Origin of the sequence: Jeotgalibacillus sp. R-1-5s-1, from assembly GCF_004405105.1 — a bacterium.
Classification (GTDB): Bacteria; Bacillota; Bacilli; order Bacillales; family Jeotgalibacillaceae; genus Jeotgalibacillus.
In genome coordinates this window covers 53837-77569 of sequence record NZ_SORW01000022.1, presented here as the reverse complement: position 1 = coordinate 77569, position 23733 = coordinate 53837, and the positions used below count along the sequence as shown (strand labels likewise).

The window sequence follows — 23733 nt, the reverse complement described above, 5'->3', positions numbered from 1 at the left end:
GTGAAGCACCTCCAAATTTAGTCTGGTTATAAAACAGCCTGTTTTCCTCTTTCGCCACTGCGAATTCTGATCACTTCTTCGATAGGAGAAATAAAGATTTTTCCGTCTCCAACCTGACCGGTTCCGCAGGCTTCAAGGATGGCGCCAACAATTTCATCTACACGGTGTTCTTCTGTTACCATTTCAACTTTTATCCGGGAAACGAGGGGAAGCTCATAGGAAGTTCCTCTGAATGCTCCGCGCTTTCCTTTCTGGTTCCCGCAGCCTGCTGCTTCAAATACGGTCAGGCCCCCAATTCCGATATGGACGAGTTTTTCTCGGAGTTCCTGAAACACTTCAGGTCGAACGATTGCTTCAATCTTCTTCAAAATGACCACTCCTTATGTTAGGTTTTCTAACATTTGATAACTTATAGATATAATAATATTCAGAAAACTAACAGAATGCAAGTGTTTTTTAGAAAAAAACGATTATCATGTTAGTTTTTATAACATAAGAAAAAGGATTCGTGTGTAACGAATCCTTCCATTGCAACCATGTAAGCGCATTATTATTTTCAGAATATTAAGCAGGTTTAACAAAACTTTTTTTCATCCAGCCTCTTTTTTTCCATCGCTTCAGCATGATGATTCCACGAATCCATTCATCAAGTGAAAAGGCGATCCAAATCCCGATGAGGCCGAGCTCGAATACAACGCCGAGCAGATAAGCGAAGAAAACAGAAATTCCCCACATGGATAAAATGCCGATGTATACAGGGAATTTGACATCTCCCGCTGCTCTGAGTGCATTGATGACAACAAGATTGAAGCTTCTTCCCGGTTCAAGAATGATGGTCAGGAAAATAAGGATGGATCCAAGCGCTAAAATATCTTCATTCGAAGTGAAGATCCCAAGGAGGTTTCTTGAGAAAATAGCAAAAATCACGGCCATGAGCAGAGATATTAAAATAGCAAGTCTGAGACTTTTGATACATCTTTTATATGCCTCTTCGAATTTACCGGCCCCAACCATATGTCCGATCAGGATCTGACTGCCCTGACCAATGGCAACTGCAAAAAGGAAAATAAACATCATCAGGTTTTGTGTATACACTTTTGTCGTCAGTGCTTCAGTCCCCATTGCTGCAATAAATGCGGTGATGACAAGCTGTGAAGCGTTGTAAGATAAGTGTTCTCCTGCAGACGGAATTCCGATCTTAAGTAAGTTTTTTAAATGTCCGGCTGGAAGGGAGAATAGCTGTCTGAATGGCAGGCTGTATTTTGTTCTTCTCAATAAAAGATAGAAAACAGCGCATAATCCAATGATCCGGCTGATCGCGGTTGAGTAGGCTACACCTTCAACACCAAGAACCGGAAAGCCGAATGGACCGAAAATCACGAGGTAATTACCTGCAACATTCAGGATGTTCATCCCGAGCGTAACGTACATTGCATCTTTTGTGAAACTGTAGCTTCTTAAAACCGCGCCGATTGTCATGATGACCGATTGAATAAATGATAATCCGCCGACAATCTGAAGGTAGACGGTTGCTTCCGGAAGCAGTTCGGCCGGAATGTCGAGCAGTCTTAATAATTGCTGATCCAGGATAACAATGGCCAAACTCAGCACAAGTCCGAAGATCAGGTTAGCCACGATTGAAATCACCGCAATTTCTGCAGCGCTTCTATCTTTTTTAGCACCAAGGTACTGAGCGACGAGTATAGACGTTCCTGTAGCAACAAATCCGAACATGACAATGATTAAAGAAAGAATCTGGTTCGCCACACCGACTGCTGCTACACTGTCATCCGAATACTGGCTTAGCATAAGCGTGTCTGCATTCCCCATCAGCATATGCAGGGAAATTTCTATAAAAATAGGCCAGGTAAGTGCAAAGAGAGTCAATTTTTTAGCCTGTTTACTCATGGTGTATGAGGCTCCTTTCCTGACGGTTGTTCTCAACTGTCTGGCAATAATCGTAAGGCAGGAAAAAGAGGGTGGACCAAATCCGTATAGGAGTTGTCACACCCTCAATTTGAAAGGCATCTGTTTATGAATGAACTTTAAGGATCAGCACATCATTTGCTTTTAATTTTATTTTCCCTTTTTTCCATTTATGACGATCACCGGTCAGCAGGTTAGTGACCTGCTGCTTTCCGATTGTGTAAGGGAGTTTGAAGCTGTCTTTTTTACTGCTTGTGTTGATGGCTACAATGATGGTTTCACCGTCACCTGAACGCTTATAGATAAGTGATTTACTACTCACATCCGACGGGAAGAAGGTGAAATCTCCACGGTTGGCAAGCAGAGGTTCTTCTTTACGCAGCATAATTAGCTGTTTTACAGTATCGAAAAGTTCAGTATCCTGTTTCTCAGCATCCCACTCCATACACTTTCTGCAGCCCGGATCCTGTCCTCCGGTTAAACCGATTTCATCACCATAATAAATACACGGTGTACCATAATACGTGAGAAGAACAGTGAAAATCTGCTTCAGCTTTTCTTTGTCGTCTCCGCATTCAGTTAAAATCCTTGGTGTGTCATGACTGCCGATCAAGTTAAACGTCACATCATTTACAGGTGAAGGATACATCTGCTGAACTTTCGTCATATTATCTACGAACTCTTCCACACTGATTTCCTGTTTAGCAAAAAGCTGAAGAATGTTTGTTGTAAACGGATAATTCATCACCGCATCAAACTGATCGCCTTTTAACCATGGGATTGAATCGTGCCAGATCTCACCGAGAATGTAGAGATCAGGATTGATTTTCTTTACTTCTGCCCGGAATTCTCTCCAGAATGCCTGATCAACTTCGTTGGCAACATCAAGCCGCCAGCCGTCAATATCAAATTCACGAGCCCAGTAGCGGCCCGCTTCCAGCAGATAGTTTTTCACTTCAGGATGCTCGGTGTTCAGCTTTGGCATCATATGGGTGAAGGCAAACGTGTCATAGTTTGGCGCAGGATCAGTCTGAACCGGGAAATCCCAAAGGTGGAACCAGTCCTTATAACGTGATTGTTCACCTTTTTCCAGCACGTCCTGAAACGGAGGGAAGAAGTATCCGCTATGATTAAAAACAGCATCAAGCATAACGCGGATTCCTCGTTTTTTACATTCGTCGATTAGCTGTTTAAACGTTTCTTTTGTTCCAAACTGTTCGTCTATTTCAAAATAATCAATCGTATCATATTTATGATTAGAGCTAGCCTTGAAGATAGGTGTGAAATAAATCCCCGAGATTCCTAAATCCTGAAGGTAGTCAAGGTGATCAATGACACCTTGAAGATCTCCTCCAAACAATGAATCTCTCTCCGGGTCCTGACTTCCCCATGGCATCGTTCCAGGAAGGTCAAGTGAAGGATCACCGTTACCGAAGCGTTCAGGGAAGATTTGATACCAGACCGTATCTTTTACCCAATCAGGTGCCTGAAACAGGTCAGCTTTATTAATGTAAGGGAAACAGAAGTACTCGCCAATGTCCTCGGGTGGTTCCGGATGGAATCCTTTTTCACCCAGGAAGGCGCTTTCTTTTTTATCCGTCAGCTTGAAACCGTAGCGAAGTCTTCTGTACTCGGGCTTAATAGACGCTTCCCAATAATCGTAGACCTGATCCGAACCTGCAAATTCCATCGGTTCGTTCTGAAAGTTCCATGTACCATCTGTCCAGTCGTAAGGATCGCCGAGGACGAGAGAGACAGAAGTAATATCATTTCTGGCTGTTTTAATTTTGATATGCAGTTCTTCAGATGAAATGGCATATGCCTGTGACCGGTCTGCCCGGTGGTGAATTCCGGATTTAATCATAATAAATACAACTCCTTCATAGTTACAGCCAGGTATTTATGTAGTAAAGAAAAGACCGACTGCAGCGTTAATAGAATAATTGCTTACAACCTTATTCGAAAGACGAATTAAAGTCAATGACTGTTGGCAACTCTTGACGGGAAAATAACAAAAAATAAAAAAATGCATTTTTTCTATTGTAATATGTAAAAACTTGATTATAATAAAAGTAGGTTGTGCAATCGTTTTCACAACAAAATGTAAGCGGTTATATTTTTAATCGCTCTTTTTTTAGAGATAGTGTGCAAACGTTTGTACAAGCTCAAGAAAAAACAACCTTTAGGAGGGGTCAATGTTGAAAAAGTATATTTCGATTTTTGCCATGGTACTGCTTTTAATCGGCGTACTGGCAGCTTGTGCACCTGAACGTGAAGAATCAGCAGGTTCAGGCGATGGGGACTCAAATGCATCCGGAGATGGAGAAGAAGCAACTTCTGATCAGCCGGAATCACTAAAAGTATGGGTGAATGACAGCGAAGAGCAAAGAGCTGCGCTTGATGAATTATTCGCTCGTTACACAGAAGAAACTGGAATTGCAATCGAAGCGACACCTATGAACATGCTTGATCAGGTGGAAGCGCTTAACCTTGACGGCCCTGCCGGTAACGGTCCTGACCTTTTCTTCCAGCCGCATGACAGAATCGGAAACATCGTTCTTCAGGGACTTGCTGCACCAATCGATCTTGGTGAAGCTGAGGGCGACTATTCAGAAACAGCAATTGAAGCAATCACATATGATGGAGAAACTTATGGAGCTCCACTAGTAGTAGAAACTTATGCAACATTCTATAACAAAGACCTTGTACCTGAAGCACCTGCAACAATGGATGACCTGATGGCAATTGCTGAAGAACAGACGGATCAGGCTTCTGAAACATACGGTTTCCTAATGGAAGCTGCAAACTTCTATTTCTCATATCCATTCTTCGGCGCTAATGGCGCATATGTATTCAACAACGAAGGCGGATCTTATGACGTAACGGATATCGGTCTTAACAACGAAGGTGCTGTAGCTGGAGGAGAGCTTATCCAGTCTTGGTACGAAAATGGATACATCCCGGTTGAAATCAACCCTGACATCATGAACGGTCTATTCTCTGACGGTAAAGTCGGTGTTGCAATCACTGGTCCTTGGAACATTCCTGCTTACTCTGAAGCACTTGGTGACAGCCTTGGAACAGCAATCCTTCCAACGGTTGACGGAAACAACGCAACTTCATTCGTAGGTGTAAAATCATGGATGGTTTCTGAGTACTCAGAAAACAAAGATGCTGCAACTGATCTTGCTATCTGGCTTACAAATGAAGAGAATTCAACTTTCTACTTCGAAAATGCAGGGGAGCTTCCAGCGAACCAGGCAGCACTTGAAGGAGAAGCTGTAACTTCTAATGAACTGATCGCTCCATTTGCTGAGCAGATCCAGTTCGGAACGCCAATGCCATCTGCTCCGGAAATGCAGCAGGTTTGGGAGCCAATTAATAACGCACTACTGTTCATCGCACAAGGTGATGATGTACAGGAAGTATTAGACGAAGCTGTACAGCAGATCCAGGATAATATCGCTGCTGCACAACAGTAATTTCACATTCATGACGATGGTGGATAGAAGGATTCCCTCCTTCTATCCACTCACTTTATAGAGATATTGTTCTCTGAACGCTCGCTAGGGAGGCGATGACATGTCAACTGCTAACTCGACAGCTAAAACTTCACATAACCCCAGATTAGCTGTCATTCTATCTATTCTTCTTGCCGGCTTAGGCCAGTTGTACAACCGCAGATACGTTAAGGGAATACTCTTCATTATCCTCGAAGTTTCCTTTATCCTGACGCTTGGGAGTTTTCTAAATACAGGCATCTGGGGGCTGAGAACACTCGGTACACTTCAGGGTGTTGATAACTCTGTTTTTCTATTAATCTATGGTTTAATTTCTGTGATTCTTATAGCCTTCTTTATTGTCCTATACGTAGCCAACGTGAAGGATGCTAAAAGAGATGCAATCCGTCTGCGTGACGGTGAAAAAACACCAACGTTTAAAGAAGCAGCACGTAACGTATGGGATACAGGATTCCCATATTTCTTTGTAACACCAGGGCTTGTGATGCTTGCCTTTATTGTTATTTTGCCACTGATGTTTACGATCGCTTTGGCATTTACAGATTACACACAATACAACCAGCCGCCACGTAACCTTTTAAACTGGATTGGCTTTGATAACTTCACACGTCTGTTCTTTGAAACAGGCGGAGCAGGAAATAATATCTGGCAGGATACATTTATCAGTGTATTTACCTGGACGATTGTCTGGACAGTTGTTGCAACGACTTTGCAAATCGGTCTTGGTTTATTCCTTGCTTTACTTGTGAACGATCCGCGTATTAAATTCAAGCGGACGATCCGTACGATCTTAATTCTTCCATGGGCAGTACCTGCATTCGTAACGATCCTTGTATTTGCAGCGATGTTTAACGATCGTTTCGGTGCGATAAATACGGATATTCTCGCAATGTTTGACCTTGCGATCCCGTGGCTTCAGGATCCGTTCTGGACACGCATTGCATTAATCATGATACAGACATGGCTCGGATTCCCATTTGTGTTTGCGCTATTTACCGGTATTCTTCAAAGTATTTCAAAAGACTGGTACGAAGCAGCAGATGTAGACGGAGCAAGCCGATTCCAGAAATTCAGAAACATTACACTTCCGCACGTACTGTATGCAACAGCCCCATTACTGATCATGCAGTATGCCGGAAACTTTAATAACTTTAATATTATTTACCTGTTTAATGAAGGTGGACCTGCTGTGCGTGGTCAAAACGCGGGCGGTACCGATATCCTGATTTCATGGGTTTACGACTTAACATTTGAATTGAACCAGTACAGTATGGCTGCAGCGATTACACTGATTCTCGGTCTGATTGTCACAGGTTTTGCGTTCTATCAATTTAGAAAAACACGTTCATTTAAAGAGGAGGGGAATATTTAATGAGCAAAAAGGCTAAGTCTAACATCGAAGTAACGCTCATTTATCTATTTTTAGCTTTTATGGCTGTTGTAATCGGCTATCCTCTTCTATGGACAGTTGGTATGTCACTGAACCCGGGTACAAGTCTTTATTCTGCACAGCTGATTCCTGAAAACTGGTCACTCGTTCACTATAAGTGGCTGTTCACGGATCCGTCGAGTGATTATCTGACATGGTATAAAAACAGTGTCATGGTCGCGATTGCCAATGCATTTTTCTCAGTCGTGATTACATCATTCGTAGCATACGCATTTTCACGCTACAAATTCACGGGACGCAAATACGGATTATACGCATTCCTGTTACTGCAAATGTTCCCGGCGTTAATGGCGATGGTTGCCATTTACCTTCTATTAAATATGATCGGACTTCTGGATTCTCTTGTAGGTCTGACACTGATTTATATCGGAGGACAAATACCGTTTAATGCTTGGCTCGTAAAAGGTTATTTTGATACAATACCTAAGGAGCTTGATGAAGCTGCAAGAATTGATGGAGCAGGTCACTTAGGCGTATTCTTCAAAATTATGCTGCCGCTTGCAAAACCGATTTTAGGAGTAGTAGCGCTGTTTAACTTTATGGCGCCGTTCGTTGACTTCCTCCTGCCGCGAATTATTCTGCGAAATCCGGATAATTTTACGCTGGCACTTGGACTGTTCAACTTTATCAGCAATCAGTTTGACAATAACTTTACACGATTTGCAGCAGGTTCGATTCTGATCGCTGTGCCAATCGCACTTGTATATCTGTTCTCCCAGCGTTACCTGATTTCAGGACTGACAGCAGGTGGAACAAAAGGTTAAACCGTTGTCTGATTTGCCACTCTGATTACAGCAGATCGAAAGCTTACGATATTTAATGGAATATACCCATATAAAGGAGGAGGGGAAGAGGTGAGAAGAGTCGGAAGTGCTCTTTTTCTCATCACTATCCTCCTTTTTAATAGCGTTTTTTCAGGTCAGGCTGACGCTGTTGAAAAGGAAGAGAGAAAATGGCAGGATGAAACAATTTATTTTCTGATGGTGGACCGTTTCAATAATGGTGACACATCAAATGATTTAACTGTGAACAGACAAGATCCAAGAGCTTATCATGGTGGTGATTTCCAGGGGATTATCAATGAACTGGATTACATTAAGGATATGGGCTTCACTGCCATCTGGCTGACACCGATTTTCGAAAATCAGGAGATGGGCTATCACGGCTATTGGATCGAGGATTTTTACGAGACAGAAGAACATTTTGGTACGATTGAAGAGTTTAAGCAGCTTGTAGATGAAGCGCATGAACGGGATATTAAAGTGATTCTTGATTTCGTCGTCAATCATACTGCACCAACTCACGAATGGGTGGATGATCCTGAGCGTGAGGACTGGTACCACCCTGAACAGCCGATCAGAGATAACAATGATCCTGAGCAGCTTGAGAACGGATGGATTTACGGTCTTCCGGATTTAAATACTGAAAATCAGGAAGTCAGGGATTACTTATTTGATGCCGCTAAATGGTGGATTGAAGAAACAAACATAGACGGATACAGACTTGATACAGTTAAGCACGTTCCGGCTGAATTCTGGACTGAATTTTCACAGGAAGTTAAATCTGTGAAGGATGACTTCTATTTAATTGGGGAAGTCTATGATACTGACATAAGAAAAATCGCTGAATACGCCGACACAGGGATTGACGGATTTGTTGATTTTCCTTTAGCGGAACAGATGAGAACAGTCTTCCAGAATACAGATCAGAATTCGTCAAGATTGTTCAATTACTGGGACTACAATCAGCAGTTCTTTAACGATCCTTATTTAATGGGAACGTTTATTGATAATCATGATATGACACGTTTTACAAGACTCGCTTCTGAAAACAATATGTTCCCGGGCACGAGATGGGAAATGGCAACTGCCTTTATGTACACTGTTCCTGGTATTCCGATCATTTATTACGGGTCTGAAATCGCATTGGACGGTGGGGAAGATCCGGATAACCGGAGGCTGATGGACCTGAATGTCGATGAAGAGCTACAGGAGTATATCGGTAAACTAGGAGAACTAAGGCAGCAGCTTCCATCACTTACGCGCGGAACGCTTGAAGTACTTTATAACGATAATGGTATGCTTGTCTATGAGAGAGAGTATGAGGATGAAACAACTGTCATCGCAATCAATAATACGAGTGAAACGCAATCCGTGGATCTTGCAACAGCTGACTATCAGGATTCAAGTGAATTGCGCGGACTTCTTGGTGGAGATTTAGTAAGATCTGAAAATGATCAGTTCAGAATTACACTCGACCGTGAAGTAGCTGAAGTATATGTTGTGGCAGAGGAGACGGGTATTAATTACTGGTTCCTGGCAGCGATTGCAGCGGTTTGGATTTTCTTTATCGGATTATTCATTTATATGAGAAAAAAGGGTAAAAAGAAAGAGAGCATCGCATCATAAGTAACCTGTCAGCAGAGTGTGATAATTTTTTCTCTGCTGACAGACAGTATTGATTATTGTGTAAGCGTCAACATATAGGAGGTGAGTGTATTGTCAGTTACTATAAAAGATGTAGCCAAGGCGGCAAACGTCGCTCCGTCAACTGTTTCACGTGTGATTGCTAATAACCCGAGAATTAGTGAACGGACGAAAGAAAAAGTAAGAGAAGCGATGAATACGTTGGGTTATCATCCGAATTTTATTGCGAGAAGCCTGGCGAATCAGTCAACTCAGGTTATCGGTCTCGTTACCCCTGGATCATCTGACGTCTTTTTTCAAAATCCATTTTTCCCTACCGTACTCCGGGGATTAAGTGAAGGGGCACATGAAAGGCAATACGCTCTCCAGCTTGTGACCGGACAAAGTGAAGAGGATATATACAACGGGGTTGTGCAGATGGTTCAGGGTGGCCGTGTTGATGGAATTGTCCTTCTTTATTCAAAGGTGGAAGACAGGATTTTGCAGTATTTGCGTGAGCGGAACTTTCCTTTTGTCATGATTGGAAAACCGTATAATTTCGTTGAGGCTATTACACATGTTGATAACGATAATTTCAAGGCAGGGTTGGATGCAACAGAGTTCTTACTTGGTATGGGACATGAACGGATTGCCTATATTGGTGGAGATGCAAAACTTGTCGTAACCGTTGAACGTCTGTCGGGATATGAAAACGCGCTGAAAAAAGCGGGAATTCCTTACCGTGAACAGTATGTTCTTCATGAAAGTTTCCTGCTTGAAGGTGGGAAAGAAGCGGTCTGTGCCCTGATGGAGCTTCCGCTGGATGAAAGGCCGACTGCGTTGCTGGTGACAGATGACCTCTTAGCTCTTGGCGTGCTGAATACGCTGAGTGAGCTGGATATAACAGTTCCGGACGATATTTCAATCATCAGTTTTAATAATGCGTTATTTTCTGAGATGTCGAGGCCGCCTTTGACTTCAGTGGATATTAATATTTTTCAGCTTGGGTTTTCGGCTTCAAGTCAGCTGATTAAGCGTATTGAGAATCCGAATGAGCCGCCGACGAGGATTACGGTGCCGCATCAGATTGTGTCGAGGTTTTCGACTGAGCATGTGAAATAAAAACCGGACCGGTCGCTTCACTGCCGCAGGAGTCTTCGGATGCGACCCGGACCTTTGAGATAGTGGCACACTAATTCTTGTTTTTAGAAAGTAAAGATCCATCCGGGGCATACCTCTACGGAGGGATACTTCCAATAAGAATCGTTTCAATTAATTATTTTTAATGAAAAACCCTTCCCGGATTATTGCGGGAAGGGTTTTTTGAGTTTTGGGACGGCTTTGTAGCCGAGCATGTTGATTGGATCCTTTGGTGCGCTGTATGGCGGTGCGTAAGAGAGTTCGAGCGCCTGAAGGTCTGTGATAGTCAGACCCGACGAAATGGCTGTGCTGAGCACGTCCATACGCTTGTCAACGCCGTCTTTTCCGACTGCCTGTGTACCGAATAGTTTCCCGGAGTAGGGGCAGAAGTGTACTTTGATGGTGAATTTTTCAGCACCAGGGTAATAACCGGCGTGCTGTCTCGCTGTCAGGCTTACGGTTTCAAATTCTATTTCCTGTTTTTGCAGTGACTTTTCACTGTGACCTGTTAATGCAGCGGTTAAATCGAATACTTTACAGATCGCAGTGCCTAAAATGCCTTTGAAAGGAAGATGGGTGCCCGTTATATGCATGGCAGCAATATAGGCCTCGCGGTGTGCGACCCAGGCGAGAGGGACACGCTTAGGCTTTTTTGTGATGAAATCGAAGGATTCAATGACATCACCAACCGCATAAATATCAGGATCACTTGTCTGCATAAATTCATTCACTTTAACGCCGCCGGTTTCTCCGATGACGAGACCAGCCTGCTCAGCGAGATGGTGATTCGGTTTGATCCCGGTTGCAAGGAGCAGAAAGTCAGCGGTGATTTCCTTTCCGTCAGATAATCGCAAAGTCGTTCCGTCATCATCAATTTCTTCAACCGTTGCTGCTAAATGAAGGTGAACGCCCTGTTTGTTGAGTTCTTCTTCAAGTAAAGATGACAGATCCTGATCCAACAGATTAAGGACATGCTCAGAACGCTGAACGAGATGAACATCAAGTCCCCTTGCTTTAAAGTTCTCAGCCATTTCAAGCCCTATAAATCCTCCTCCAACGAGGCAGACAGACTGATAATTTTTTGTTGAGATGTGTTCATCGAGCTTTAACATGTCTTTGAATGACCTCAGGCTGTAGCAGTTACCATTACTCAAGCCTTTTATGTCCGGTTTAATGGGAACGGCTCCGGGAGAATATAAAAGTATGTCATAGGATTCTTCATAGCGTTCATTTTTTATATGATCCTGAATCATAATTTTTTTCTGATCACGCAGAATGCCGGTCACTTCATGCAGAATTCTTACTTCGATGGACTTATCCTTCTGAAAGGACTCGGGGGTTGCAGCAATCAGCTGTTTTTTATCTTTTACAAAACCGCCGAGGTAGTAAGGGAGCCCACAGTTAGCAAATGACATCGTACCGTCTTTTTCAAATACGATGATTTCTGCCTCTTTATCCAGCATGCGCAGCTGTGATGCGAAGGTTGCACCACCAGCTACACCGCCTACGACAAGAATCTTTTTCTTCATTAAATGGAGCCTCCTTCTATCTTTTTATGATCTGGCAGACTGTTTGTTTAAGAAGAAAATAGCAAGAGTTCCAGGGCCGGCATGTGCTCCGACAGCGGAACCGATCATGCCTGTGTAGAATGTTGTTGTACCAAATTCCTCTGTAATCATGCGTTTCATTTCTTCGGCGAGAGGTTCTTCGTCTCCGTGGCTGATACCGATCAACTGATTTTCTAAAGAATCACCGCGCTCTTTCATCACTTCAATGATCCGCTTCATCAATTTCTTTCTGCCCCTCAGCTTTTCAAGAGGTACCAGTTTTCCGTCCTCAACGTGAAGCAGCGGTTTAATATTCAGAAGTCCGCCGATAAAAGCAGATGCTTTCGACACGCGTCCACCTTTCGCGAGATAATCAAGGTCTTCTACGGTAAACAGATGCTCCATATGTTCAGCCTGAAACTGACTTTCAGCCACCACATCGTCAAAGTTTGCACCTGATTTTAACAGCTCAGCAGCTTTGTGTACGACCAATCCATAACCGAGGGAGGCGCATTTCGTATCTATGATCGTTAAATCAAGTGTCGGATATTCCTCTTTTACCTGGTCTCTGATCATGACGGCTGTCTGGTAAGTGCCTGAAAGCTGTGAAGAAAAGGCAATATAAAGTCCTTTTTTACCTGATTTTGCAAGGGAGGTGAATTCTTCCTCCATTTTTTTAGGGCTTGCCTGAGATGTTTTTGGATGCGCGCCATTTCGAATCGCATCGAACACTTCCTTTGACTGGATCGTGACCAGATCTTCATAGTCGTTGTCCCCAATATGTACGTGTAACGGGAGAAGAGTAACCTGGTTTTCTTCAAAAAATGAACCGGGAAGGTCACAGGCGCTGTCTGCAAATAATTGAATAGTCATATAATTGCTCCTTTGAATTAAGTCTTATGGTACAAGTTTAGCGATTTTAGTTGGAATTTACAATGTAATTGGTGTAGGTTAAGGGAAAAGAGGTTATGAAGGTAACATAAGGTGCTGAATAAACGTTCGTACCTGAGTAAAAAGGAGGGAATCCATTGGCATCAGAGTCTTCTTTTCAGTTAAAAAAAGTATCGAATGAAACAATCTGGTTAGAGTCCAGAAAGATCGCGATTGTCATCATCGGCGCTGTTTTAAATGCAATTGCACTTAATCTTTTTCTTATTCCGGCAAATGTATTTGCCAGTGGCTTTACAGGGCTTGCGCAGTTGATCTCAAATATACTGGCAGATTTTACACCTGTTTTTTTGTCAACAGGGATTTTGCTTTTAATCTTAAATATTCCTGCGATTATTCTTGGCTGGATCAGAGTCGGTAAGATGTTCACGGTGTACAGCCTGCTGTCTGTTGGATTTACAACGATTGCGCTTGAGATTATTCCGGTAGTGGAGGTTTCGCCGGATATTTTACTGAACGCTGTTTTTGGTGGTGTGATCGCGGGAGTGGGAGTCGGATTTACGCTTAAATGGGGTGCCTCTACCGGAGGAATGGACATTATTGCGATGATTCTCTCCCGATTAAATGATAAACCTGTAGGGATCTATTTTTTCATCATGAATGCAGTCATCATTCTGGCTGCGAGTATGCTTTTTGGATGGGAGAAGGGTCTTTATACGCTCGTTACCTTATATGTGTCAACGCGTATGATCGATGCGATTCATACTCGTCATGAGAAGCTGACGGCGATGATCGTAACGAATAAGTCTTCTGAGGTGAAAAAGGCGATTCATGAGAAGCTAGTGCGGGGGATTACGATTGTACCTGCTAAGGGTGCGTTTACGGATGAGCCGAAGGAGATGCTTATTATGGTGATTACGCGGTATGAGTTGTTTGAGCTGGAGCGGATTATTCATAAGGTGGATCCGTATGCGTTTACGAATATCATTCAAACAACGGGAATTTTCGGGTTTTTCAGGAAGGATGATTGATTTTTGAAATAGCCGGGCCGGTCTCATCCTTCGCTTTCCGCGGCCGCGCGGTGAGCCAGCTAGCGCTCTGCGCTACGCTGTCTCACCTGTCGCTTCTCTGCCGCAGGAGTCTCCGGATGAGGCCGGCCCTTTGGTTAAATTGACTCCCGTTGCTTTTATGAGAAAAGTGAAATGGGCGGCATTCTCATCATTCATAATATTGATTGAAATTATAAAACCGGGCGGGTCTCATCCTTCGAGGCCGTGTGCAGGTTTGTTAGGGAGAGTTGTTTAATAATCTCTTGGAGTTGTCAAATAAGTGAAAAGAGTGGTCGAATCAAGATAAAGAGTGGTCAAATCAAGATAAACTGTTGTTAAATAACTCAGCAAAATTGTTTAATCCGCCGTCCAGCTCATCCCAAAGATAAAAAAATGATCCTGCCACCAGGGCAGGATCATTTTTATTTTAGCTTAAGACGATCTTCCAGAAATACTGCAATTCCGTCTTCATTGTTGGAGCCGGTGATGTAGTTGGCGGTCTGATGGACGGAGTTAATGCCGTTTCCCATGGCGACGCCTGTGCCTGCAAAGTCGAGCATTTCGAGGTCGTTGTCTTCATCTCCGAAGGCAATAATACGGTCTTTTGGAATACCGTAGTGATCGGATACTTTCTGGATTCCCACTGCTTTATTGAGGCCGCTTTTGACGATTTCGATGACGTGCCACGGTGCACCCCAGCGTCTGTGGTCGATGACTTCTGCATGGACATCGCTGAGGTGTTTTCTAATTTTGTCGACCTGTGATTCTTCAGCGTGGATCAGCATGCTGGTCGGATTTTCAGGTAGATAGGTTCTTAAATCTCCTGACCGGATGACTGGATCACCGAAGCTGAATATATCGAGAAGCTTTTCATCATGATAATGCAGATACACATCATCCAGGATCTCAGCTACAATGTTATAAAAATCGAAATCGTGGCAGGCATCAACAATTTCTTTCACGACGCTTAAATCCATCGGTTCATGGTGAATGCCCCATTTGTCATTGAGCGGGTGGTGTACGAATGCGCCGTTAAAGTTAACAATAGGTGTATTGAGTGAAAGTTCCCTGTAATATGCTTCACTGGCACGGTAAGGCCGCCCTGTGGCGATCATCACTTCGTGTCCATGGTCTTTCGCTTTAAAGAGGGTTTTTTTCGTTCTCTCCGAAATGGTTTTTTCATCGGTCAGTAACGTTCCGTCTAGGTCAAGCACGATTAAATGTTTCTCCATTGAATATCCGCTCCTTCTAAACCCGGTTGGACTTTCCATTTTTATTGTAACATTTATTTGACGGTTCCATAAATTTTACGTCAAGGTTCAATCAAATCACTGTGCCACTATTTGGATATGTGATACGCTTTTATAGTGAAAGAACGAAAGGAGACCGGCAATGATTGAAGTACATAACGAAAAAGTGGGCAGCATTCCTTATCTACATATAACAAAGCCTGGAGAGGAAAAGCGTCCGGCGGTTATTTTTATTCACGGGTTTATGAGTGCGAAAGAACATAATCTGCATTACGCATATTTGCTCGCTGAAAAAGGATTCAGAGTCATTTTACCTGATGCACCTTATCATGGAGAGCGGTCTGATGGATCTGACGAAATGGTGATGAGTACACGTTTCTGGCAAATTGTCATCCGTATGATTGAGGAATTAAAAGTTCTGAAGGAAAAGCTTTTATTTGATGGACTGACCGATGAAAACAGAATCGGCGTTGCAGGTACATCCATGGGCGGTATTTCGACGCTTGGCGCTTTAAAGAAATATGACTGGATCCACACAGGTGTCAGTCTGATGGGTTCACCGGCCTATGTCGGTTTTGCTAAGGCACAGATCCAGCATTTTGAGAAAAACGGCTTTAAGCTTCCGATGAGTGAAGAGGAAATTGATGAGCAGCTGCAGGTTCTTGAGGACTATGATTTAAGTCTTCATCCGGACCGTTTGCTAAATCGCCCACTGCTATTCTGGCATGGTAAGGCTGATACTGTCGTTCCTTTTGAGCCAACCTATGCATTTTTTAAATCCATTTACCCATCCTACAATAAAAACCCGGATCATTTGCGGTTTATCGCAGAGGAAACGGAAGGTCATAAGGTGACGCGTAAAGGGTTGCTTGAGACGGTTAAATGGTTTGACAGGCACATGCAGGCCTAACGGTTTCAGTCAGCTGAAAACTCTGGTATGATAAATACAAGTAAGCGCAAAAGGAGTGATTCGATGGATCAGGATACAAAGGACAGCATCATGGGCGCCCTCGAGCAGGTTATTGACCCCGAGCTTGGTATTGATATCGTAAACCTTGGCCTAGTCTATGACGTAACGATGGACGACGCTGGAAATACAGAAGTGAAGATGACCCTCACATCCATGGGATGCCCGCTGGCACCTGTAATCGTGGATCAGGTAAAAGCAGCACTTGCTGACGTGCCTGAAGTGAAAGAAGTAGATGTGAATATTGTCTGGAGCCCACCATGGAGCAAAGATAATATGTCCCGCTACGCAAAGATTGCATTAGGGATTACATGATAAAAAAAGCTGGAACCGACTTCGTGTCAGTTCCAGCTTTTTTGTGCTTTATTTGCGTAATGAAAGACTTATATCGTTTTCGATTATGACAATGACAGAACCAGTAATACGATCGGTCCAACAACGAGGCAGTAGATCGCAAAATAGATCAGGTTTCCTTTAGCCATAATGTTCATGAACCATTTCAATGAAAAGTAGGAAGCGACGAGTGACCCTAGGAATGCTAATAAATATGGGAACCACAGATTTGCGATATTATCATCAGAGAGAAAATCAGACAAACTCAGAACGGTCCCGCCAAGACTTACAGGAATAAATAACAGGAATGAGTAGCGCAGTGCCGTTTCCTGATGGATGCCTCTGGCCATTGCCGCTACGATAGTGGCTCCACTTCGGCTGATCCCGGGAATAAGTGCCACTGCCTGGGCAAAACCGATGATGAGTGCATCCTTCATCGTCATTCCGTTTTCCCCGCGTTTTCCACGAAGATTACGAATTAAAAACAGGGCAATACCCGTGATCATCAGTGTGATCGCAACGGTCTGAGGGCTTGATAAACGTGAAATATCATCATCGAAAAGAACTCCAATCAAACCGGCCGGTATCGTGCCGACAATAAGAAAAATTATAAAGTTGAACTCTGTTTTATCTTCTGGATCTTTCGTTTTAATATAACCGAGTCCTCTTACAATCAGTCTTGCAATGTCCTTGCGGTAAATAATCAGTACCGCAATTAAGGAAGCTGAATTGACCAGCAGCTCAAAAGTAAATGAGTTTCCCTCAATCTCAACGCCAAGAAAATACTGGGCAAGAAGAAGATGTCCACTTGATGAGATCGGAATAGGTTCTGTTAAACCCTGAAACAGGCCTAAAAATAGAAATTTTAAGATAATCCATAATTGTTCAATATCCATAAAATCCTCCACATTCTTTCGTCACATGGTATTTATTTAACCACCGAAAACACCTGATGTAAAGCGAATCTTCTTTACAATTTGATGAAGAACATGCTACGATACAATAAAGGTCAAAAAAGGTCAAAGGAGTGTCGGGATGAAACTTGAACAGATGACATACAGCGTTCAGGAAGCGTTCGTAGAGGCAAAAAAGATGGCGGAAAACCGTCGCCATTCTTCTGTTGAAATGGAACATGTTTTAACTGCTATGCTGAAAAACAATGATTTTACCAATCAGATTTTAGAGAAATCAGGGCTGGATACTGCAGCATTCGTTCGTTATCTTGAACAAAGACTTGATTCATTCTCGACGATCCATGCAGATCAATACAACCCCGTTATCTCTAATGATATTGCTAAATGGCTGAAGCACTCAGAAGAGTTTATGAAAGGATATCAGGATGAATTCCTTTCTATAGAACATCTGCTATTGGGTTTAATGAAACTTTCAAGCCAGCCGTCCGTATCTTATTTATCAAAACAAAACGTTAAAGAGACAGAACTTAAAACGGTTATAGATGAAATAAGAGGAGGGAGACGTGTGACAACTCAAAATCCTGAGCTTCAATATGAAGCACTCAGTAAATATGGGCGTGACCTTATTGAAGAAGTGAAGAAGGGAAAAATGGATCCGGTTATCGGACGGGATGCTGAAATCAGACATGTCATCCGGATCCTTTCAAGAAAAACAAAAAACAATCCGGTGTTAATCGGAGAGCCTGGTGTCGGGAAGACAGCCATTGTAGAGGGACTGGCCCAAAGGATCGTTAGAAAAGATGTCCCGGAAGGCTTAAAAGACAAAATTGTATTTGAACTCGATATGAGCTCACTTGTTGCCGGTGCTAAGTTCCGTGGCGAATTCGAGGAAAGACTGAAAGCGGTTCTTGCTGAGGTAAAAAAGAGTAATGGTCAAATCATCTTATTTATCGATGAACTTCATACCATTGTCGGTGCCGGAAAAACAGAAGGGGCAATGGACGCCGGGAATATGCTGAAGCCAATGCTTGCAAGAGGTGAAATTCACTGTATCGGTGCAACAACGTTAAACGAACACCGGCAGTATATCGAAAAAGACCCTGCGCTAGAAAGAAGATTTCAGCAGGTGCTCGTTCAGGAGCCGGATGAAGAAGATACGATTTCTATTTTAAGAGGATTAAAAGAGCGTTTTGAAATTCATCATGGTGTGACGATTCACGATAGAGCACTCGTAGCTGCAGCAAAATTATCAGAGCGTTATATTACAGACCGTTTTCTTCCTGATAAAGCGATCGACCTGATTGATGAAGCATGTGCCATGATCCGCACAGAAATTGATTCTATGCCACAGGAGCTGGATGAAGCATTACGACGGATTATGCAGCTTGAAATTGAGGAAGCGGCTCTCGATAAAGAAGAGGATCTGGCAAGTATGGAAAGACTCAATATTCTGAGACGCGAACTCTCTGATTTACGGGAAAAAGCGGACAGTATGAGAACGAGATGGGAGCAGGAGAAACAGTCACTCCTCGTGATTCAGCAGAAAAAAGAAGAGCTCGATAAGCTTCGCCGCGAGCTTGAAGATGCTGAAAATAACTATGATTTATCAAAAGCTGCAGAATTAAAACATGGACACATTCCGGAGCTGATGAAAGAAATCAAACAGCTTGAAGAAGAGAATGAAAATACCCGTGATGAAAACCGTCTGCTGCGTGAAGAAGTGTCTGAAGAAGAAATCGCTTCAATCGTTGCAAGATGGACAGGAATTCCTGTAAACAGACTGATGGAAGCGGAGCGCCAGAAGCTCCTCAGACTCGAAGAAACACTGTCAGAGCGCGTGATCGGTCAGGAGGAAGCTGTAACAGCAGTCAGTGAAGCGGTTTTGAGAGCGCGAGCAGGTATTAAAGATCCAAATCGTCCAATTGGTTCATTTATTTTCCTTGGACCAACGGGTGTCGGAAAGACAGAGCTCGCCAAGACCCTTGCCTTTACGCTTTTTGACAGTGAAGACCAGATGATCAGAATTGATATGTCAGAGTACATGGAAAAGCATTCGGTAGCAAGACTCATCGGAGCACCTCCGGGTTATATCGGATATGAAGAAGGCGGACAGCTCACTGAAGCGGTAAGACGCAAACCATACTCTGTCATTTTGCTCGATGAAATTGAAAAAGCTCATCCGGAAGTGTTTAATATTCTCCTTCAAATGCTTGATGACGGCAGAATTACTGATTCTAAAGGGAGAACTGTAGACTTTAAAAACACCATTATCATTATGACGTCAAATATCGGCTCAAATCACTTACTTGACCAGGCGCTTCCTGCTGAACAGGCAAAAGAAAGAGTCATGAGGGAACTTCACCGTCATTTCAGACCGGAGCTGTTAAACCGTCTCGATGATATTGTCCTGTTCAATCCTTTGTCAGAAAAGCACATGAAAGGCATCGTTGAGAAGATCATCAGTGATCTGCAGCACAGACTTGATGATCAGCATATCAAACTGTCACTGACAGAAGAAACCATCTCCTTTATCGCCAAAACAGCCTATAATCCTGCATTCGGAGCCCGTCCACTAAAGCGGTTCATTCAAAAGGAAATTGAAACTCTATTGGCTAAGGAGTTGCTGCAGGGTAAAATTCACCCGCACAGTGACGTAACGATTGACCGGAATGAGGATAGATTTGTATTTAAAAGTGATGTTCTTCAATAAATGCAAAAGTAAAAAAGCATGATCCCATTTCCCGGGATCATGCTTTTTAATGGTGTTCTGAAGGCTGTGGTTTTGGAATAACCGCACCAAGCGCAAAAATAAGTACTGTAACAATGACAGAAATAATCATCGCCGTTGTAAACTCATAAGGTGCCGCGTTCATGGATCCAACTACATAAGCAGTCATATTCACAAGTAAAGCAGTCCAGAAAAAAGTCATTAAATATGCCAACCGATTCACCCCGTTTCAAACAATACATCGCTTACATTTTACCATAGTGTAGCGTAAAAGAAATGTCGAATCCATGAAATGTTCATAAATTTGCGGTAAGATGATAGAGTTGAGTATTTCAAATTGAAGGAGAGAATAACATGGCACAGGACAAAACAATGGAATTTATGCAAATCGCAATGAAATATCTGCCTGAAGCAAAAGCAAAAATGGAGGAAGCCGGCATCGAAGTATCAATAGAAGCGCTTCAACCTTTCATGTCCATCTTCGCAAAAGCAATGAACGACGCCTACGAGCTGGGCAAACAGGACGCATCCAATCAATAACCCATCAAACAGGACCAATGCCCATCAGCCTTGGTCCTGTTTTTAATTTAAAGTAACAATTGAAAACTTGGCAGGACTCATCTGGTAAGAATTACAAAAGCCGGACCGGAAGCCCCCTACGCTCCGTGGCCGGGCGGTGAACCCGCTGTGCTTCGCACATCGGTTTCACCTGTCCCTTTTCGCCACAGGAGTCTTCGGGGGCTTCCGGTCCTCTGGTTTAAATTTAGTAAAATAAATGGATTTTATACTCATATTGTATTATGTGGAGATCCTTCAATAAATTTGGATTAAAATTTGATAGAAAGTGAACTCTCCGGTCTTTGCACTTTTTCAGTTGTTCAAAATTATTAGCTTAATGATGATCAAACTCAAAGGGCAGGACTCATCCGTAGACTCCTGCGGCAGAGAAGCGACAGGTGAGACAGCGTAGTGCGAAGCACTAGCTGGCTCACCGCGCGGCCGCGGAAAGCGAAGGATGAGTCCTGCCCGGTTTTATGGTTAATTTCTCGTTATTTATAAAAGTGAAGGCTTTCTGTCCGACTTTTTATAAAAATTATGTGGGTCACAAACCAGCAAAGTGACTCTCCAGTTGAAAAAAATAAAAACATCCGATAAAATTAGTACCAAGTCATAATAATTGATCATATAATTTTACCAGCATGAAAATAGACCATAGAAAGAAGGAAGATATATGCGTGCAGGAGTATGGGGGATCGGCAGATATTTACCGGAACAGGTCGTAACCAATGCAGACCTTGAAAAAAGAATGGATACATCAGATGAATGGATCCGCACCCGCACTGGAATTGAAGAGAGAAGAGTAGCAGGTGACGATATTGATACTTCTGACATGGCATTAAGAGCAGCAGAAAAAGCCCTTGAGGATGCAGGAGTGAAGGCTGAAGAGCTTGATATGATTCTTGTTGCAACCGTAACGCCGGATCGTCCGTTTCCATCGGTAGCCACTATTCTTCAGCATAAACTTGGTGCTGTTAAAGCGGCAGCAATGGATTTATCTGCAGCATGTGCCGGCTTTATGTACGGCATGGTTACTGCAAAACAGTTTATTGAAAATGCCGGATATCAGAAGGTTTTGGTTGTAGGGGTTGAAAAGCTCTCAAAAATCACAAACTGGGAAGACCGGAATACGGCGGTGCTGTTTGGTGACGGCGCAGGTGCCATGGTACTTGGACCTGTTGATGATTCTAAAGGGATTTTATCTTTTGAACTTGGTGCCGACGGTTCAGGTGGATCACACCTTTATCAGGCTGATGACGGAATTTTCATGAATGGTCGTGAAGTATTTAAGTTTGCTGTACGTCAAATGGGTGAATCAAGTATTAATGTATTGGAGAAAGCCGGACTGACAAAGGAAGATGTTGATTATCTTATCCCTCATCAGGCTAATATCCGTATTATGGAAGCATCTAGACAGAGGCTTGAGCTTCCGGTTGAAAAAATGTCAATGACGGTTAATAAGTACGGAAATACGTCTGCTGCTTCGATTCCGATCTCTTTAGTAGAAGATCTGGAAAGTGGAAAAGTGAAGGATGGAGACTTACTGGTCATGGTCGGTTTCGGCGGTGGACTTACATGGGGCGCGATTGCTATGCGCTGGGGAAAATAAAACATACAGGTAACGGGGAGATGAAAGTATGACGAAGCGACGTGTAGTAGTAACAGGTCTTGGAATGGTTTCGCCTGTTGGGAATGATGTGGAAACTTCATGGAATAATATTGTAAATGGTCAATCAGGGATTGGAGAGCTGACAAGACTTAATCAGGAGGAGTTTCCTGCAAGGGCTGTTGCTGAACTGAAAGACTTCAATATTGAAGATTATATGGAGAAAAAAGACGCGCGTAAAATGGACCGTTTTACGCAGTATGCAGTCGTTGCTTCTGAAATGGCTGTGAAAGACTCCGGACTTGATATCAGTAAAAACGCAGAGCGTATCGGAGTGTGGATCGGATCAGGTATTGGCGGAATGGAGACGTTTGAAAAGCAGTTTGAAACTTTTCAGAAGAGAGGATATAAGCGTGTAAGTCCATTTTTTGTTCCGATGATGATTCCTGACATGGCGGCAGGGCAAGTGTCGATTTCACTTGGGGCGAAAGGCATGAACTCCTGTACCGTTACAGCGTGTGCGAGCGGGACAAACTCTATTGGTGATGCGTTTAAAGTGATCCAGCGCGGAGATGCTGATGCGATGATCACAGGAGGAACGGAAGCGCCAATTTCTCAAATGGCAATGGCAGGGTTTGTCGCAAATACGGCTCTCACGTTGAATGAAGATATTTCAAAGGCAAGTCGTCCTTTTGATAAAAACCGTGATGGTTTTGTGATGGGAGAAGGGGCAGGTATTCTTGTCCTGGAGGAATTAGAGCATGCGTTAGCACGAAACGCGACCATTTATGCTGAAATCGTCGGCTATGGTTCAACAGGAGATGCGTATCATATTACGGCTCCTGCTCCTGGTGGTGAAGGCGGCGTCCGTGCGATGAAACAGTCTCTTGAGGATGCAGGTCTGGATCCTTCATCAGTCGGTTATATTAATGCACATGGAACGAGCACACCATATAACGATAAATACGAGACGATGGCAATTAAAGAAGTATTCGGTGAACATGCTTATAAACTCGCTGTCAGTTCGACAAAATCCATGACGGGACATCTTCTTGGGGCAGCAGGTGGAGTGGAGGCGATCTTTACTGTTTTATCTCTTAAAGATCAGGTGCTTCCTCCAACGATTAACCTTGAGACACCGGATCCTGAGTGTGATCTGGATTACGTAGCGAATCAATCAAGGAAATCAGATTTAGACGTTGCGATGAGTAATTCGTTGGGCTTCGGTGGACATAATGCAACCATAGTATTCAAAACGTATAAAGCTTAATCATGAGTCTATAGACTCGATACCTATGCAGGGTGTGCAGACGCACACCCTGTTATTTTTTATCCAAATGAATGAATATTCATGCACCTTATTGTAATATAATTCATTTTACCCACTTGTATAACGTAAATATAAAAAAATTGTAAATTTACTTGTCGAAAATAACAATTTCAGAAAGAAT

The 23733-nt window shown here is 43.1% G+C and carries 20 protein-coding genes; 12 read left to right on the top strand and 8 right to left on the bottom strand.

Annotated elements, in window-relative coordinates; translation table 11 throughout:
* Window positions 1-26: 26 nt before the first annotated feature.
* From E2491_RS09375 to E2491_RS09365, 3 genes are all read right to left on the bottom strand, one after another.
* On the bottom strand, window positions 27-368 hold the full coding sequence (locus E2491_RS09375) for a P-II family nitrogen regulator (protein ID WP_134375262.1): 342 nt from the start codon (window positions 366-368) through the stop codon (window positions 27-29).
* A 196-nt stretch (window positions 369-564) separates the two neighbouring features.
* Window positions 565-1908, bottom strand: coding sequence for an MATE family efflux transporter (locus E2491_RS09370; protein ID WP_134375260.1), 1344 nt, complete (start codon window positions 1906-1908; stop codon window positions 565-567).
* Window positions 1909-2032: 124 nt separating this feature from the next.
* Complete coding sequence (locus E2491_RS09365; RefSeq protein ID WP_134375258.1) at window positions 2033-3790, bottom strand: glycoside hydrolase family 13 protein; 1758 nt, start codon at window positions 3788-3790, stop codon at window positions 2033-2035.
* 334 nt (window positions 3791-4124) lie between these two features.
* Here E2491_RS09365 and E2491_RS09360 point away from each other — a divergent pair, with 334 nt between their 5' ends.
* The 5 genes from E2491_RS09360 to E2491_RS09340 all read left to right on the top strand — a co-directional run bounded on the left by E2491_RS09360 (window position 4125) and on the right by E2491_RS09340 (window position 10424).
* The gene (locus tag E2491_RS09360; RefSeq protein WP_134375414.1) at window positions 4125-5408 is read left to right on the top strand and encodes a sugar ABC transporter substrate-binding protein; all 1284 of its coding nucleotides are present in this window, start codon (window positions 4125-4127) and stop codon (window positions 5406-5408) included.
* A 100-nt stretch (window positions 5409-5508) separates the two neighbouring features.
* Window positions 5509-6819: a carbohydrate ABC transporter permease gene (locus E2491_RS09355; protein ID WP_134375256.1), complete on the top strand. Its 1311-nt coding sequence runs from the start codon at window positions 5509-5511 to the stop codon at window positions 6817-6819.
* Complete coding sequence (locus tag E2491_RS09350; RefSeq protein ID WP_134375254.1) at window positions 6819-7661, top strand: sugar ABC transporter permease; 843 nt, start codon at window positions 6819-6821, stop codon at window positions 7659-7661. The genes E2491_RS09355 and E2491_RS09350 overlap by 1 nt, the downstream gene beginning before the upstream one ends.
* Window positions 7662-7751: 90 nt before the next feature.
* A complete protein-coding gene (locus E2491_RS09345) occupies window positions 7752-9305 on the top strand; it encodes an alpha-amylase family glycosyl hydrolase (RefSeq protein ID WP_134375252.1) in 1554 nt (517 codons plus the stop codon).
* 90 nt (window positions 9306-9395) lie between these two features.
* Complete coding sequence (locus tag E2491_RS09340) at window positions 9396-10424, top strand: LacI family DNA-binding transcriptional regulator (RefSeq protein ID WP_134375250.1); 1029 nt, start codon at window positions 9396-9398, stop codon at window positions 10422-10424.
* Window positions 10425-10606: 182 nt separating this feature from the next.
* On the opposite strand, the gene E2491_RS09335 is transcribed toward E2491_RS09340, so the two are convergent.
* Both E2491_RS09335 and E2491_RS09330 read right to left on the bottom strand, forming a co-directional pair.
* A complete protein-coding gene (locus E2491_RS09335; RefSeq protein ID WP_134375248.1) occupies window positions 10607-11971 on the bottom strand; it encodes a CoA-disulfide reductase in 1365 nt (454 codons plus the stop codon).
* 24 nt (window positions 11972-11995) lie between these two features.
* A complete protein-coding gene (locus E2491_RS09330; RefSeq protein ID WP_134375246.1) occupies window positions 11996-12862 on the bottom strand; it encodes a DegV family protein in 867 nt (288 codons plus the stop codon).
* 155 nt (window positions 12863-13017) lie between these two features.
* On the opposite strand from E2491_RS09330, the gene E2491_RS09325 reads away from it, so the two are divergent.
* A complete protein-coding gene (locus tag E2491_RS09325; RefSeq protein WP_244093926.1) occupies window positions 13018-13908 on the top strand; it encodes a YitT family protein in 891 nt (296 codons plus the stop codon).
* A gap of 440 nt (window positions 13909-14348) precedes the next feature.
* On the opposite strand, the gene E2491_RS09320 is transcribed toward E2491_RS09325, so the two are convergent.
* Window positions 14349-15158: a Cof-type HAD-IIB family hydrolase gene (locus E2491_RS09320; RefSeq protein ID WP_134375244.1), complete on the bottom strand. Its 810-nt coding sequence runs from the start codon at window positions 15156-15158 to the stop codon at window positions 14349-14351.
* A 160-nt stretch (window positions 15159-15318) separates the two neighbouring features.
* Here E2491_RS09320 and E2491_RS09315 point away from each other — a divergent pair, with 160 nt between their 5' ends.
* Both E2491_RS09315 and E2491_RS09310 read left to right on the top strand, forming a co-directional pair.
* Window positions 15319-16086 carry an alpha/beta fold hydrolase gene (locus E2491_RS09315; protein ID WP_134375242.1) on the top strand — a complete coding sequence of 256 codons (768 nt, stop codon included), beginning with the start codon at window positions 15319-15321 and terminating at the stop codon, window positions 16084-16086.
* A gap of 63 nt (window positions 16087-16149) precedes the next feature.
* Window positions 16150-16458 (top strand): metal-sulfur cluster assembly factor, encoded by a 309-nt coding sequence (locus E2491_RS09310; protein WP_134375240.1) that lies wholly within the window; start codon window positions 16150-16152, stop codon window positions 16456-16458.
* An 83-nt stretch (window positions 16459-16541) separates the two neighbouring features.
* Here the strand turns inward: E2491_RS09310 and E2491_RS09305 are convergent, their stop codons facing one another.
* Window positions 16542-17372, bottom strand: a complete 831-nt coding sequence (locus E2491_RS09305) for an undecaprenyl-diphosphate phosphatase (protein ID WP_208528060.1) — start codon at window positions 17370-17372, stop codon at window positions 16542-16544.
* Window positions 17373-17511: 139 nt separating this feature from the next.
* Here E2491_RS09305 and clpB point away from each other — a divergent pair, with 139 nt between their 5' ends.
* Window positions 17512-20100, top strand: coding sequence for an ATP-dependent chaperone ClpB (clpB, locus tag E2491_RS09300; protein WP_134375238.1), 2589 nt, complete (start codon window positions 17512-17514; stop codon window positions 20098-20100).
* A gap of 46 nt (window positions 20101-20146) precedes the next feature.
* Here the strand turns inward: clpB and E2491_RS09295 are convergent, their stop codons facing one another.
* Entirely contained in the window at window positions 20147-20332 is a 186-nt protein-coding gene (locus E2491_RS09295) for a YjzD family protein (protein ID WP_371414466.1), read from the bottom strand.
* A 140-nt stretch (window positions 20333-20472) separates the two neighbouring features.
* Here E2491_RS09295 and E2491_RS09290 point away from each other — a divergent pair, with 140 nt between their 5' ends.
* From E2491_RS09290 to fabF, 3 genes are all read left to right on the top strand, one after another.
* Window positions 20473-20658, top strand: a complete 186-nt coding sequence (locus E2491_RS09290) for a ComZ family protein (RefSeq protein WP_134375236.1) — start codon at window positions 20473-20475, stop codon at window positions 20656-20658.
* A 691-nt stretch (window positions 20659-21349) separates the two neighbouring features.
* The gene (locus E2491_RS09285) at window positions 21350-22285 is read left to right on the top strand and encodes a beta-ketoacyl-ACP synthase III (protein ID WP_134375234.1); all 936 of its coding nucleotides are present in this window, start codon (window positions 21350-21352) and stop codon (window positions 22283-22285) included.
* Between the two features lie 28 nt (window positions 22286-22313).
* Entirely contained in the window at window positions 22314-23552 is a 1239-nt protein-coding gene (gene fabF, locus E2491_RS09280) for a beta-ketoacyl-ACP synthase II (RefSeq protein ID WP_134375232.1), read from the top strand.
* Window positions 23553-23733 lie beyond the last annotated feature (181 nt).